Source organism: Bartonella sp. AC70YNML, assembly GCF_042196545.1.
Lineage (GTDB): Bacteria > Pseudomonadota > Alphaproteobacteria > Rhizobiales > Rhizobiaceae > Bartonella.
This window is the reverse complement of the sequence record NZ_JBHIQK010000001.1, coordinates 477,222-491,943: the sequence shown is the minus strand read 5'-3', so window position 1 is coordinate 491,943 and position 14,722 is coordinate 477,222. Positions and strand designations below refer to the sequence as shown.

Here is a 14,722-nt window from a genome sequence, read left to right as displayed (position 1 = left end):
TTATTGAATTTTAAAATAATATGGATTTATTAAAATCATTCGGCTTCAATTTAAGAGTAAGTTCGGTAGATTGGAAGAGTTTAATACCTTAAAAAATGACGAGAAAAAATGTGCTTATATTCATACGCCGTTGAGGAGGCATTTAAAAAAGTTGTTGTTTTTATAAGTTATTACAATACAATCAGCGGTGCTGAAGTGCATGCATTTGTTAAAACAATTGCAGTCGCTAACGGTGTTATTTTTGCAAATCCTGTTTATTACAGGTCTTATTCAGAGACTTTGAAGAATGCTCTTGATAATTTAGATTATGGTGCTTTTTGGATAAAGCTTTTGGTCTTCTCTCTCATGACAATACAACCAAAAATGCGCACTGCCCTGTGTATATTTGGTACTAGTTGTGCATATGCTTTATGGACAGGCACTGCAATATCAAGTTGCTTCAGCTAAAGATGGTTTTGCGTTTGAGAATGAAAACCGTACATGGAGACTTAGCAGCGTAAATGTACGGGCTCGCTGCGCACATCTTGTTGATGAAATATATATTTTTAAACAATAAGGGTGGAGGATATGATCAAAAATGATAGGAAATACCGTTATTTAGTCGTTGGTGGTGCAGGACTGTTGGCTTCCGTGTACCGGTCATTAGGGCTAAATAACGTGATTATTGCAGCGCGTTTTCGTTCTCATCAATCCAAAATCGAGTTATTTCAGATAAGGGCTAAATGTGTATCTTGGAGATTATTATAAGCCATAGGCACAATTTTTAAAAGGGGTACCACTATGGACGTGCTTGAAATATTGCATATTATGGGGGCATTCGCCTGCACATGCATTTTCGTGTAGGTTGAGATTGAGCTTTTGGCCTTCTTACCGAAGCCGCTTGCGTATTGTTTATGTTTTTGGTTCTAATGCAGAGGATAAAATAATCTCTGGATGTGCGCATCACAATAAGATTGATTCCACATCTGTAAAATTAGGTCAGAAAAGGCGATCATATGGCCGGCGGTGATCAATGAGAAAAGTCTTTATGATCATGTGATTTGTGAGAGCCGTATTGAGAAAGAGTTTGCGCAAAATCTCGATAACGACTCTGATGTAAGATTGTTTTTTAAACTGCAAAGAAGTTTTAAAATAGCTACTCCCATTGGCTCTTACACGCCTGATTGGACGTTTTTTTTAGAGCGGGATGGCGAACAAAAGCTTTACTTTGTGCTGGAAACAAAAGGAACGAATAGCGAGTTTGATTTGCGTCTTAAAGAAATGCTGAAGATTAAATGCGGCAAGGCGCATTTTACCGCCCTTGAGACTGGTGTGGCGTTTAACGAGGCACCGGTGATGAGTTGGCGCGATTCTAAGCGGGGGATGGTAGTAGAGAGAGTAGGGGGGCTGTGGTAGGAGTGGGCGGTACGAATGAGGCTGTCTTTAGTTGCGTACCGACAAGCTAATTTTGTGCTTTGCGAAATTCGCCAAGGCTTTTGGACGTACCGCGTTTATCGCGTAATAAAATCTTATGAATATCATGCAGAAGGCGCGCAGAAACGGGTGATTGCGTGTCTAGCTTCCCAATGCCGTAATTAAGTACAGCCACATAATGAGATAGCTCTTCAATATCATCAGTCGTACTGATACTTTTTTTTTATTTTCAAACAATAATAGGTCAGATGGTAACGATTATGTCCTTTTTATCTGAGAAAAGAGTAGCACCGCTTGCGTATATGTACGAGTAAAAGTCAATCAACATTGGTCTGAGGTAAAAACCGCCAATTATTTCTAATACACCTAAGGATTTCATAGCTTGCTCTAACGGTTTATATAAAACCGCCCTTTTAAAAGATGGATTGGGCGGCAAATTTATTGGGATATAGGCTTTATGAATCTCTCGAACTAAGCTTTCTACTATGCAGGTCCTAAGGCGTGATTGCATATATGGTCGTATCTGTTGCTGCGTTGTGTAGGCAGAGATCATAAATTAGGAAAGGAGGGCTGCTCTTTTAATTACAAAGGAAGAATACGGCGCGTAAGTGAAGCAAAATGTATTTTGAGGAGCAGTAAAGGGGTGAGGCATTTGATGTCCAGCGGGTGACGGATTAACTGGAGTATAAGTAGGCATTGCTAGGGCGGAGTTTTTAGTTAAGAATTGCACTTCGTACGCTATAAGCTCTCTGCATCCTTCATATAGGCGTTGGATCATCGCCCAATGCAACGTAAAGGGGCTGTTTTGTCTTTAGCGTTTGTTTGGCTGCTTCTATAGTGCCGCTGGCTCTATCAGCCATTATGGTGATAATTTTCTCGTCCAAAGAATAAATCAATCGATTGCGTAATAGGGTATGTGTGCCTTTTTTGACCGTGTCTTTTTTTAAAAGCAGCTGTTACCTCGTGGCAGGGTTGGGGGTGTTTATATGATCAGCTTGCCAAAGAAATGGAAGCGTTATCGCGATAGCCACCAATAGTAGTCCAGCGATAAAGGTGGCAGCAAACTGCAATGATATAAAAGAACCAAGGACGCCGACCAAAAAGCTTCCGACCGGCGTTCCAGCATAGCCTATCACCCGAAAAGCAGAATTAGCTCGCCCGAGAAGTTGCTTTGGTGTGAGGCGCTGCCTGAAGGCGGTAACACCAATAAACCATAAGCTTGCTCCAATGCCAGCGATAAAGGTGACGCCCCATACGACGACAGCACTTTTTGAAAAGGCTGGAATCAGCAGCAAGACAACCGTTCCTAAACCGTCAGTGAGAACAGCTAGGCGCACCGGTGCATAGCGTATACGCGGCGCAAATAGGGCACCTGCCATTGTTCCAAGTGCGTAGGCTGCAAACATCACGCCATATTGGCTGCTATGTAGGCCCAGATACCGACTGTCGGTAACGAAGAAGATGAATGAGGTTAGGAATGCTCCAAATACCACCGATAGAAAGAATGTGAGTAATGTAAGGGAGGTAAGATGCCGATTTGAAAAAATGAAACGAAAGCCGGCAATGATATAACGGAAAGTGATGTTTTCTTTATCAGGTGTTGGCGATGTCGGAACAGCATGGCGAGCGGTAAAAATCAATGCGATAAAAAGCACGATTAACAGGCCGAGAAATAGCAGTGTGCTATGCGCTAAAATGCTGCTTGTTATGACAGGGGCAAGAAAATAGGAGACCCCGAAATCTAAAAACAAGACAATAGAGTAGAAGGTCATCAATCGCTCTCCCTCCATGATAAGTGGTGGAATCGTCATTATATAAGCTTCGGCAGAAACGACGATGAATCCAGCAATGGTTGCATAGAAGAAAATTTGTTCAGCTGGAGTAATCTGTATCATGAGCAGTATGAACAGGACAATATGCAGTAGCATGAAGATGAAGAGAGCTGAGGTGGCAAGTTTTATTTTGTCGCAGCGATCAAGTAAAACGCCTGCAAGGATGCCGAAAATTGGCCACGCTAATGAGAAGAGACCTTGCGCCCAACTTACTCCGACTACGCCATATCCAGATTGTCTTGCTAATAGCGGGATGGCAGTGCGCAAAGCACCGCTGAGTAAGGCGAGCAGACTAACGGTTAGGCAAAAATAGCGTATGTTCTTGTTGGCAAAAAGCGTGAACATTCTGTTCTCCTTAAGATGCCACACAGGTTTCCGCTGTTCCATCAAGTACGGCGGTTGTATTCAGCATGTTTGCGACATAGTCGTCCAAGATATTCCTGTCTTCCTGAGGGAGAAGAAAATACATAAGGTTGGAATACCATTGCCAACCACGCTGAGTGAGCTGGAGATCGTTATCACTTTCTGCGATGAGAGCTGCATCTATGAGCTGTTGTAGGTTATTGTATACAAAAGAGGGGAGTGCGGTCCAGTCAATTCTTTCTTTTTTTGCATAGCCGTTATAAGGTAGCCGCATACACAAAGCCTTGGAGGCTTGTTGCTCCGCTGATACCCAATTGTAGTATACTTTGGATTTGCCTTTAAGTTGTATGTCGGTAATGTATTCGCTTCGACTGGGATTGGCTCGTGTGACGAGTGAGCCGAGAATCGACAGTGCTGACGCCCCAAAGCCAACCACATAATCATCATGATAACCATGCAAATATTTGTGATAGCGGAAATAATTAGCTGAACTCGTTTTAGCGAGCGTTAGAGGAGTGTTATTGGAAATTTTGATATAGGAATGCCCATTACACGGCGCATAGCCGCAGCTGCGCATAACGATGTCGCTAAATAATCGAAGCATCTGTCGATGCTGTAGGCTGGACGGTTTCAACCCTTTTTGTGCGTAAGACTTATGCAGTTGCGACGTGATAGCCAGATTGTTGATTGCATAGAGGTTGATGGTTTCAGGGTGAAGCTCGCTTGCTTGCTTCAAATCGTATAATAGTTCTTCGGCTTGTTGGCTGTGCATGCCATATAGTAGGTCTAAACCGACATGTCCAATTATCTCTTGTGACCAAGCTACGGTATTGTTGATTTGTTCACGTGTTGAGGTGAGGTTAAACAATGATCGGAAACGCTCAATGAAACTCTGTATACCGAAGCTGATCCGGTTAACGCCGATCTCACGGGCAGCATAAAGTTTATCACGTGTGACGCTCTTCGGTTCGCTTTCCAGTGTAAACTCGGCTAAGGAAGAGAGCTCAAATTCGGCATGCAATACTTTTCCGATGTGGCGGATATTATCTGCAGACAAAAGCGACGGTGTGCCGCCCCCTATATAGATGCTGCGGATGGGCCCTTTAAGCGAGCGAATGAAATTTCCTTTGTTTCTGATCTCTGTGGTAAGCGCTGACATATAAGATTCGATTTGCTTAACGTGCTTGTAGGCCCCTTTCTGAAAGGGACAGAAGGAACAGATGGTTTCACAAAAGGGAATATGCAAATAAAGAGAAATGGTACGCGCTTGTGGAATCTGCTTACTTTGCGCTAGCTTATTAAAGTCTAGGTAATTGTAAAATTCATTTGAAATAGTGCGAAATAGCGGATATGTGAAGTTGTAAATCGGCTTGGGTTGATTGAATTTCACAAAAGGATGATCCACGAGTTGCATAGCTTATCTCCCCCAATTTCTTAACTCGCACTATATTATTGACGGGCGACTGGTTATCCAATCGCTCGAGTGTATTACCAAAGATTTTCACGGAACATAATGAATCCTCCTTTTGTAGAAGTTATATGTATTATACATATAACTTGTTATATGAACAGGATAGCTTGTTTAAGAGGCAATGGAAAGATAAAAAATGTCTATTTATAAAAGAACTTTCTCTTGCAGTCTTATGGTCTGATATTGTAATTGGTACCCTGTTTTACGTGGTCGGGCTATGAATGCCTAGAGCGAGAAAAAGCAGGGTATTTTAATGGACGTGCGGGACATCATTGTTATGTTGCTGGGTCTTGGAATTTGCGTCTGGTTATGAAATATCATTAGCGCAAAAAGATGGTTTTAAAGGTAGAGATTTTAATATCTCTGTAAAACTTCGAGAAGAGATAGAATTATCTATTAGAAAACATATAAATGTCCAGTGTGATAATATTATCGAATGACATGACATCATCGCTCTTGCTCGCCATTTTGACATATTACCTAAAATCTCATTGAGATTGTGTCATGTACTGGCAAACGGGGATAGATCGCGTTTTGGTATGACTGCGACGAAGTTACGTGCTGCATTGTCTTTGCTAGAATCCAATAGGATTAGGCTTAATAGGGTGCATTTGCATGGGGGCGTGTGCTCGGTCTGCACAGTATCACGAGATCATAAGTCAAAGTATGTGAAAGCAACTGATACAAAAAAGATTTTACGATGGTGGAAGATCGACGATGAAGGACGTTAGTTCAAAGAAAATTGATATTATTGTGTTTTCATATCCTGATTTTTGGGCTTTTGAGATATAAATAACACACCTCTTAGTGGGCTGGAGATTATCAAATGTTGAATCACGCATGGCGCAATTAGCAAAAAATCCTATCTATTGGATTTGGTATGCTCTACTGGATTCTTAGCTCTAAATATTGTGTGCGAAGTGCAATGTCAAGCGGTGGGAATTGATATAAGTGCAGAGTCGTACCATCCGCTCAGAACAAGGTTGATAGCTCTGTTATGCAGGCGATGGTTAAGTTTTATGTCGGAAATGTTGAGCGTATGACTTATCCTGAAAATACATTTACGCATATTATGGCGGGGTGAGTGTTTGTAAGCACTAGCTGTAAAGGCTACTCACCATCCTAGGGTGTTTACTTCTATGTGGATAACAATAGAGTTACAAAACTTGCTTCATATTAAAAAAGTTTCTTTTCTTTTAATTAAGCATTGCTACAACCAAAAGGAAATTAAATATCTCGTCTTTATTATTCTCGCCAATGTTTGCTTGTATATGATTATTTGAATCGGAATTAGGTTATGTTCCCTATGGTATTTCGCACTGTTTTATATAAGGAGAAGGTTCGACCGATGTATCGCGTGCAGTACCAATTTTCACTATGGTGATAGGATAGCTTGATGGTGATAGGATAGCTTGTTGAGCGTAAAATTCTTTTACCTTGATGAATCTTATAGTATTCTTCAAAAATATCAGTTGATAAATTTTTTTTGTGTCGTTTATGCATGGGCTGATACAATAAAAATAGGACTTAATTGTTTTTAAAGTTGGTATGTTATGGCTGTAAAAAATGTTAAACAAACGAAAAGTAAGAATTTTAAACCTGTCTCTCGTTTTCTCAAAAGTTTACGTGGTGTGAATAATTGGGAACAGGTTTCACAATGGCTTTCTTTTCGTAAGGTAGAGGATATTGAATGTATTACGCCTGATCAAGCAGGAGTTCCACGGGGTAAGATGATGCTTTCTAAAAAATTTACATCGGAAACATCATTGGCATTGCCTTCAGCAGTTTTTATGGCAACAATTTCAGGGGATTATCCTGAAGATGGTCATGGTTTTGAATATCCTAAAGCAGATGGTGATTTACGCCTTGAGCCTGATCTTTCTACGTTAAGCATTGTGCCATGGGAAGATGCTCCTACGGCACAGGTGATTTGTGATCTTGTGTATCAAAATGGTCAGGTTGTGGATTATACACCACGCAATGTTTTACGAACGGTGGTTCATTTTTACACAAAAATGGGTTTAAAACCAGTTGTTTCACCAGAAATTGAGTTTTATTTGGTACAAAAAAATCCCGATCCTGATTACCCTTTAGTTTCACCGGTTGGTCGTTCTGGGCGTTCAATTGGTGGAGGGCAAGGCTATTCAATTGCTGGTGTGAATGAATTTGATGATTTGATTGATGATATTTATCATTTTTCAGAGGCACAAGGATTGGAAATTGATACACTCATTCATGAAGAAGGAGCAGGTCAGTTTGAAATCAATTTACGTCATGGTGATCCTATTGAATTAGCGGATCAAGTTTTTATGTTTAAACGAACAATTCGTGAAGCAGCACTGAAACATAATATGTATGCGACATTTATGGCAAAACCCATTCAGGGGCAGCCAGGTTCTGCGATGCATATTCACCAATCGGTCGTTGATAAGAAAACGGGTATGAACATTTTTACACAGGAGAATGGTGAAGAAAGTGTCTGTTTTCGGCATTTTATTGGTGGATTGCAAAAACATATGCCAGGGGTTCTTGTGATGCTTGCGCCTTACGTGAATTCTTATCGACGTCTTGTACCTGATAATTCGGCTCCTGTTAATTTGCGGTGGGGATATGATAATCGGACGACAGCTTTTCGTGTTCCTCGTTCTGCTCCTCAAGCGCGGCGTGTCGAGAATAGGCTTCCTTCATCAGATGCGAATCCTTATTTAGCTCTTGCAGCTTCTTTAGCGTGTGGTCTCATTGGTTTACAGCAAAAAATTGAGCCAGATGAGCCAACGACAAATAATGTGAATGCTGATAATATTGAGTTACCGCGTGGACTCATTGAGGCAGTTAATTTGTTTGAACAAGATACAGCAATACATGCTATTTTAGGGGATGTGTTTGTCAGTACTTATGCTGCAATCAAACGACAAGAGTTTGAAACTTTTATGGAAGTAATTAGTCCGTGGGAGCGTGAATATCTCCTGCTGAATGTTTAAATTTTATGACAACGATTGATGATAATCCAATTTCTCCAGGAATTTCTTGGTATGAAGATACTTTAAAAGAGCGCCCCTCTTATCCATGTTTTGATGAATACAGACAGTGTGATGTGGTCATTATCGGAGGTGGATTTACGGGACTTTCAGCTGCTTATCATTTAGCCAAAGCTGGAGTGGATGTTGTTTTGTTTGAAGCATCACGTTTTGGTGATGGCGCTTCAGGGCGCAATGGTGGTCAATTAGGAACGGGGCAACGGCAGTGGGTAGAAACATTAGAGAAAAAATATGGTTTTGAGCGCAGTAAGGTTCTGTTTGATTTAGCAGAAGAAGCTAAAAAAGATATTTTATCGTTATGCGCGATGCCTGATTGTCAGTGTGATTTGATAGTAGGACAACTTTCTGTGACCCATAAAAGGCGTGATCTTCTCTCTTATCAACGGCATATTGAGGTGATGCAACGTTACGGTTATCAGGCTCTTACTTTTATGGATAGGGCTGAAACATCTAGGCGACTTGGATCGCTTTTTTATTGTGGTGGTATTTATGATGCGGATACCGGCCATATAAATCCCTTAAAATTGGTTGTTGGATTGGCAAAAAAAGCCCAAGATGCTGGTGCTAAGCTTTATGAGAAATCACAAGTAACGACCATAAGGCGCAAGCAAGCCCATTGGAAAGTGATAACAGAAAAAGGCAGTGTAACAGCAGAACATGTTTTACTTGCAACAAATGGGTATAAACTTGGTCTGGAGCGTTTTATTGAAAAAAATATTGTTTCTATTCGCTCTTATATTGGAGCAACGGATCCATTACCAAAGCATAGTTCAATTCTTATAGGGGGGGAATCGGTTGATGATTCCCGTTTTATGGTTCGCTATTTTCGCAAAAGCATTGATAATCGTCTCTTATTTGGTGGTGTAGAAAGTTATGATAATAAGCATCCTCTAAATTTAGATGAACGTATAAAACGGCAAATTGTTGAAATTTATCCTCAATTACATTCTATCAATTTAAGCCATCGGTGGGGAGCAACGGTAGCGATTACAGTTGAGCGCATGCCCTATGTTCGCCAACTTTTCTCAAGGATAACTTATTGTGGTGGTTATTCAGGGCATGGCGTTATGTTGGCTCCTTTCGTGGGAAAATTATATGCAGAATGGTTAACTGGAAAATATGAACGTTTTTCCTATTTCCAAGACTTAAAGATTTCATCTTTTCCGGGGGGACGCGTTTTGCGTTATCCGCTTATATTTTTAGCAATGCATTGGTTTTCTTTAATGGATCGCCTTTAATGGAAACATTGCTTGAAATGAAGAAAATTAATGGCTTATTTAGTATCTGTCTGCTTTAATGATGAAAGCTTTTATAAGTGATATGGGATTTCATAATCGAATGGAAAATAAACAAGTTCATGGTGCGTAAAATTATTCCAGTTTCTTCCTTTGATTGTATTGTTTTTGGTGGCAATGGTGATCTGGCGTCGCGCAAGCTTTTGCCGGCTTTGTATCATTGTCAGTGTGCTGGGCAATTCAATGAGCCAACACGTATTATTGGGGTTTCGCGCACTTCCCTAAGTCGTGAAGAATATCAAAATTTTGTCCGCATTTCTTTAGAAAAACATATCCATCCAAAAGATCTAAATTCAACAGAACTCAATCGTTTTCTTGCACGTTTAAGCTATGTTTCTGTTGATGTTTCCTCGAACCGAGGATGGGAGGATTTAGCCCTCCTTCTGTCACAAGATTCAGCGGATATTCGAGCTTTTTATTTGGCTGTTGGTTCGTCACTTTTTACTGATATTGCGATGAAGTTGGGAAAAAATAATTTGGTGACAGCACAAACACGGATTATCATTGAAAAACCAATTGGTTGCGATGTAAAAACAGCTATTTCACTTAATAATGTATTTGCAAGCGCCTTTAATGAAGAGCAGATCTTTCGCATTGATCATTATCTTGGGAAGGAAACTGTTCAAAATTTAATGGCATTGCGGTTTGTTAATACACTTTATGAACCGCTATGGAACTCCAATTATATTGATCATGTTCAAATAACCGTTGCTGAATCTTTAGGGTTAGAGGGGCGTACAGAATACTATGAAAGCACTGGTGCTCTACGCGATATGGTTCAAAACCATATGCTACAGTTACTTTGTTTGGTTGCGATGGAAATACCATTTACCAACAGTGCTAATGCTGTGCGCGATGAAAAACTTAAAGTTTTACATTCTTTGACACCGCTTGATGTCCATAATGTAGGGCAGCATACTGTACGTGGGCAGTATCTTTCTGGTCTATCAAATGGTATATCTGTAGAGTCTTATTTTGATGATCTGGGAAGAGCGAGTGAGAGCGAAACATTTGTTGCGCTTAAGGTTAAGATTGATAACTGGCGCTGGGCCAATACGCCTTTTTATTTACGAACAGGTAAGCGTATGTTCACGCGAATGTCTGAAATTGTTGTCGTTTTTAAACCTATTCCTCATAATATTTTTAATGTGGATTTAGATGAAATTTTTTCTAATCGGCTTGTAATTCGTCTCCAACCTGATGAAGGTGTAAAACAATGGTTGATGATTAAGGATCCAAGTTATGGCGGTATGCGGTTTCGTCACATTCCATTAGACATGAGTTTTGCTTCCACATTTTCTGAACGTAATCCTGATGCTTATGAACGTTTATTAATGGATGTTATTCGTGGAGATCAAACACTGTTTATGCGTCGTGATGAAGTTGAGGCTGCTTGGCGTTGGATTGATCCAATCATTGAGGGATGGGAAACAATAAAACAGCCTGTTCACAGTTATAACGCTGGTTCGTGGGGGCCGTCTGCTTCGATGAGCCTCATAGAACGTGATGGACGTATATGGAACAATTTAGTTTAGAGCAATAAGTATGTATAGAATGAATATTGATCGTTTAGACTTTGAAACCCCTCAGACTTTAGCTTTGGCATTAGCAGATCGAGTAGCCGCAGAGCTTAGTATATCTGTTCTTGAGCGTAATAGAGCAGTTTTAGCGGTGTCTGGTGGTAAAACACCAGAATTGTTTTTTCATTATTTGTCAAAAGCGGATATTGATTGGCAAAAGATCATTATCACTTTGGTCGATGAACGTTTTGTCCCTACACACGATGAACGTTCAAATGAACATATGGTACGGTGTCATTTGTTACAAAATTTTGCAGAAAAAGCACGTTTTGTAGGGCTTTATCATAAAGCAATTACTGCTGAACTTGCTGCTTTTTCAGCGGCGAGTCGTGTTAATACTTTGCCTAAACCCTTTGATGTTGTTGTTTTAGGAATGGGGGAGGATGGACATACGGCTTCTTTTTTTCCTGATGCTGATCGTTTAAAGCAAGCGCTTGATTTACGAACACAAGCACTTGTTTTACCCCTTCATGCTAAGAGTGCTGTTGAACCAAGACTCTCACTAACTTTGCCAGTTATTATGCAATCTCGTTGCATTATTCTCCATTTCGAGGGTCTTCAGAAACGCGATTGTTTTGAGGAAGCTTGTCAAGATGGGGCTGAAACAGAAATGCCTATTCGGGCAATTTTGCGTAATTCCCCTCATCTCGTTCAGGTTTATTGGTCGCCTGCAGAAAATGAAATAAGTGAATCAAAATATGCGACACAAGGTGAATAAAACGTAATCTCTCTCAATGAATGAGGGGAAGAAACAATGAAAGGGGGAGAGAAATATGGCACTTTCCAAGACAATTGCCACAGTTACACGAAGGATTTATGAACGTTCTCGATCAACACGAGAAATTTACTTAGATCGTATTGCAAAAGCACAAGTTCATCGCCCCAAACGGAGTTTTTTAGGATGTGCCAATCAGGCTCATGGCTTTGCTGCTTGTGGTGCAATAGATAAAGAGCGTTTGAAGGGAAATATCGTTGGGAATATTGGCATTATCACGGCATATAATGATATACTTTCAGCACATCAACCTTTTGAAAAATTTCCTCACTTAATTAAAGAGTCGGCCCGTACGGTTGGTGGTGTTGCACAAGTTGCAGGGGGTGTTCCCGCGATGTGCGATGGTGTTACGCAGGGAAATGCGGGGATGGAGCTTTCCCTTTTTTCGCGTGAAGTAATTGCAATGGCAACAGCTATAAGCTTATCACACGATGTCTTTGATGCAGCATTGTATCTTGGGGTGTGTGATAAAATTGTGCCAGGTTTATTGATTGGTGCCCTAACATTTGGTCATTTACCAGGAATTTTTATAGCTGCTGGTCCTATGACAAGTGGTCAAGGTAATGATGAAAAAGCGAAGATACGTCAACTTTACGCCGAAAATAAAATAGATCGTCAAACACTTCTAGCATCAGAAGCACGTTCTTATCATGGACCAGGAACATGTACATTTTATGGAACAGCTAACTCTAATCAGGTGATACTGGAGATGATGGGGCTTCATATGCCGGGAGCTTCTTTTATTAATGCGAATACACCGTTGCGTGATGCTTTAACAAAAGAAGCCACGGAACGTGTACTTGAAATGACAGATCTTGGTGATCATTATAGTCCACTTGGTATGATCATTGATGAGCGTTCTTTTGTGAATGCCATTGTAGGGTTAAATGCAACAGGGGGATCTACCAATCATACGATTCATTTGATTGCTATAGCTGCGGCTTGCGGTATTCAGTTGACATGGCATGATATTGCAGAAATTTCATCCGTTGTGCCTCTTTTAGCGCGAATTTATCCGAATGGTTTGGCTGATATCAATCATTTTTATGCAGCAGGGGGGATAGGATTTATTATCCGCGAGCTTATCGAGGCAGGTTTAGTGCATGAAGATGTTTCTACGGTTTGTGGTCAAGATCTCAATGCTTATGCAATTGAAGTGAAGCTTTCTGCTGATGGACGTGTGGTGCGTGAAGCTGCTCTCAAGGAAAGTGGTGATCATAAGGTGTTAGCAGGATGGAGAAAACCATTCCAGCCTGAAGGGGGTATTCGTGTTTTATCGGGAGATTTGGGAACAGCTATTATAAAAGTTTCCTCTGTTAAACCAGAGTATTGGCAGATTAAAGCACCAGTCTTTGTTTTTAATGATCAAGAAGAACTACAAAAATCTTTTAAATCTGGAGCGTTGCATGATAAAGATTTTATCGCTGTTATTCGCTATCAAGGACCAAAAGCCAATGGTATGCCAGAGCTTCATAAGTTAACGACCATTTTAGGCGTTTTACAAGATCGCGGTCAAAAGGTAGCATTGATAACCGATGGTCGTATGTCAGGGGCATCAGGAAAAATTCCTGCTGCTCTCCATGTGACACCAGAAGCAGTGGATAATGGCCCCATTGCACGTTTGCAGGATGGTGACATTGTTTTCCTTGATGTTCATGGGGGTAAATTAACTCTTTTGGAAGATTTAGCAAAATTTAACGCGCGAACAACCACGCCTCCTGATCTTTCAAAAAATGAACATGGTGTTGGACGCGAACTTTTTCATGTGTTTCGTCAATCCGTTAATCGTGCAGATCAAGGGGCATCTGTTTTTATGACATGACGAATGTAAAAATGGTAAATCATGTGCAATGAAACCATGCAAAATGAATTGTTACAATTCTTAGAATTTTGGTATAGGAAGATTGTGTGATCGCGCAGCGGCTTTGAGTGTATTAACCATAAGCATGGCAATTGTCATTGGTCCAACGCCTCCTGGAACAGGGGTGATCGCAGCAGCTTTTTCTTTTACATTTTCAAAATCGACATCACCAACAAGACGTGTTTTCCCTATACCTTTTTCTGGTGCAGCAACGCGATTAATACCGACATCAATAACAATTGCACCATTTTTCACCCAGTCTTTTTTAATCATTTGTGGGCGGCCTACAGCAGCTACGAGAATATCAGCGCTTCGACACACATCATCAAGGTCACGGGTACGACTATGGGCAATTGTCACAGTGGCATTGGCTGCTGTTAAAAGGGCAGCCATAGGTTTTCCAACAATATTAGAGCGTCCAACAACGACAGCATCAAGTCCAGATAAATCTTGCCCACATTGTTGTTCAATCATCATCATGGCACCAGCTGGTGTGCAGGGAATAATAGCATCTTCAAGTGCATTTGCCGCGAGTTTTCCTACATTAATATAATGAAAACCATCAACATCTTTTTGAAAAGCAATGGCTTGTGTTACGCGGTTTGTATTCATATGAGCAGGGAGAGGCAGCTGTACCAAAATACCATGAATTTTTGGATCAGAGTTTAATGTTGCAATAAGTTGAAGTAGTTCTTTTTCTTGGGTTTCTTTGGAAACGACATGTTTGATTGAAAGAAACCCACATTCTTCGGCTTTTTTATTTTTTGAGGCGACATATACTTGACTTGCGGGATCATCTCCAACAATAATAACGGCGATACTAGGTTGTATATTATAGTGACGGCGGAGCTTTGTTGTTTCGGCCTTAACTTTTACGATAATCTCTTCAGCAAGTTTTTTCCCGTCGATAATATTATTCATTCAGAGATCCTTTCGGTAAGGCTGTTTGTTTTTTTGTAAAGCATTTTCTAATGATACGATAGAGTTTTATAGCAATAACGGTAAGAATGGTTTGATAAGGTTGTGGATTTATAGTTTTAGAAGACTTTTAAATAATTGCTTTATAAAGAAGCAGCAACATTGCTGTTTGAATA

The 14,722-nt window shown here is 40.5% G+C and carries 11 protein-coding genes; 7 read left to right on the top strand and 4 right to left on the bottom strand.

Features of this window, described 5'->3' with window-relative positions:
* Positions 1–108 precede the first annotated feature (108 nt).
* Positions 109–447 (top strand): NADPH-dependent FMN reductase, encoded by a 339-nt coding sequence (locus ACFIMU_RS02145; RefSeq protein WP_375606460.1) that lies wholly within the window; start codon positions 109–111, stop codon positions 445–447.
* Positions 448–1,005: 558 nt separating this feature from the next.
* Positions 1,006–1,395, top strand: a complete 390-nt coding sequence (locus ACFIMU_RS02140) for a hypothetical protein (RefSeq protein WP_375608560.1) — start codon at positions 1,006–1,008, stop codon at positions 1,393–1,395.
* A 46-nt stretch (positions 1,396–1,441) separates the two neighbouring features.
* Here the strand turns inward: ACFIMU_RS02140 and ACFIMU_RS02135 are convergent, their stop codons facing one another.
* The 3 genes from ACFIMU_RS02135 to ACFIMU_RS02125 all read right to left on the bottom strand — a co-directional run bounded on the left by ACFIMU_RS02135 (position 1,442) and on the right by ACFIMU_RS02125 (position 5,022).
* A complete protein-coding gene (locus ACFIMU_RS02135) occupies positions 1,442–1,588 on the bottom strand; it encodes a hypothetical protein (protein ID WP_375608561.1) in 147 nt (48 codons plus the stop codon).
* A 781-nt stretch (positions 1,589–2,369) separates the two neighbouring features.
* The gene (locus tag ACFIMU_RS02130; RefSeq protein ID WP_375614152.1) at positions 2,370–3,590 is read right to left on the bottom strand and encodes an MFS transporter; all 1,221 of its coding nucleotides are present in this window, start codon (positions 3,588–3,590) and stop codon (positions 2,370–2,372) included.
* Between the two features lie 10 nt (positions 3,591–3,600).
* Positions 3,601–5,022 carry a coproporphyrinogen-III oxidase family protein gene (locus ACFIMU_RS02125; protein ID WP_375696782.1) on the bottom strand — a complete coding sequence of 474 codons (1,422 nt, stop codon included), beginning with the start codon at positions 5,020–5,022 and terminating at the stop codon, positions 3,601–3,603.
* A 1,610-nt stretch (positions 5,023–6,632) separates the two neighbouring features.
* On the opposite strand from ACFIMU_RS02125, the gene ACFIMU_RS02120 reads away from it, so the two are divergent.
* The 5 genes from ACFIMU_RS02120 to edd all read left to right on the top strand — a co-directional run bounded on the left by ACFIMU_RS02120 (position 6,633) and on the right by edd (position 13,589).
* Entirely contained in the window at positions 6,633–8,060 is a 1,428-nt protein-coding gene (locus ACFIMU_RS02120) for a glutamine synthetase family protein (protein ID WP_375606455.1), read from the top strand.
* Positions 8,061–8,065: 5 nt separating this feature from the next.
* The gene (locus ACFIMU_RS02115; protein ID WP_375609062.1) at positions 8,066–9,355 is read left to right on the top strand and encodes an NAD(P)/FAD-dependent oxidoreductase; all 1,290 of its coding nucleotides are present in this window, start codon (positions 8,066–8,068) and stop codon (positions 9,353–9,355) included.
* Positions 9,356–9,474: 119 nt separating this feature from the next.
* A complete protein-coding gene (gene zwf / locus ACFIMU_RS02110) occupies positions 9,475–10,947 on the top strand; it encodes a glucose-6-phosphate dehydrogenase (protein ID WP_375696781.1) in 1,473 nt (490 codons plus the stop codon).
* A gap of 10 nt (positions 10,948–10,957) precedes the next feature.
* Positions 10,958–11,710, top strand: a complete 753-nt coding sequence (gene pgl / locus ACFIMU_RS02105) for a 6-phosphogluconolactonase (RefSeq protein ID WP_375606452.1) — start codon at positions 10,958–10,960, stop codon at positions 11,708–11,710.
* A gap of 55 nt (positions 11,711–11,765) precedes the next feature.
* The gene (gene edd / locus ACFIMU_RS02100; protein ID WP_375608566.1) at positions 11,766–13,589 is read left to right on the top strand and encodes a phosphogluconate dehydratase; all 1,824 of its coding nucleotides are present in this window, start codon (positions 11,766–11,768) and stop codon (positions 13,587–13,589) included.
* Positions 13,590–13,649: 60 nt separating this feature from the next.
* Here the strand turns inward: edd and folD are convergent, their stop codons facing one another.
* On the bottom strand, positions 13,650–14,549 hold the full coding sequence (gene folD / locus ACFIMU_RS02095) for a bifunctional methylenetetrahydrofolate dehydrogenase/methenyltetrahydrofolate cyclohydrolase FolD (RefSeq protein ID WP_375606450.1): 900 nt from the start codon (positions 14,547–14,549) through the stop codon (positions 13,650–13,652).
* Between the last annotated feature and the right edge of the window lie 173 nt (positions 14,550–14,722).

Coding starts and splice junctions, on each gene's coding strand:
- ACFIMU_RS02125 (WP_375696782.1), bottom strand. CDS start 5,022: ATGCAACTCGTGGATCATCCTTTTGTGAAATTCAATCAACCCAAGCCG.
- edd (WP_375608566.1), top strand. CDS start 11,766: ATGGCACTTTCCAAGACAATTGCCACAGTTACACGAAGGATTTATGAA.
- ACFIMU_RS02130 (WP_375614152.1), bottom strand. CDS start 3,590: ATGTTCACGCTTTTTGCCAACAAGAACATACGCTATTTTTGCCTAACC.
- pgl (WP_375606452.1), top strand. CDS start 10,958: ATGTATAGAATGAATATTGATCGTTTAGACTTTGAAACCCCTCAGACT.
- ACFIMU_RS02145 (WP_375606460.1), top strand. CDS start 109: ATGTGCTTATATTCATACGCCGTTGAGGAGGCATTTAAAAAAGTTGTT.
- zwf (WP_375696781.1), top strand. CDS start 9,475: ATGGTGCGTAAAATTATTCCAGTTTCTTCCTTTGATTGTATTGTTTTT.
- ACFIMU_RS02115 (WP_375609062.1), top strand. CDS start 8,066: ATGACAACGATTGATGATAATCCAATTTCTCCAGGAATTTCTTGGTAT.
- folD (WP_375606450.1), bottom strand. CDS start 14,549: ATGAATAATATTATCGACGGGAAAAAACTTGCTGAAGAGATTATCGTA.
- ACFIMU_RS02120 (WP_375606455.1), top strand. CDS start 6,633: ATGGCTGTAAAAAATGTTAAACAAACGAAAAGTAAGAATTTTAAACCT.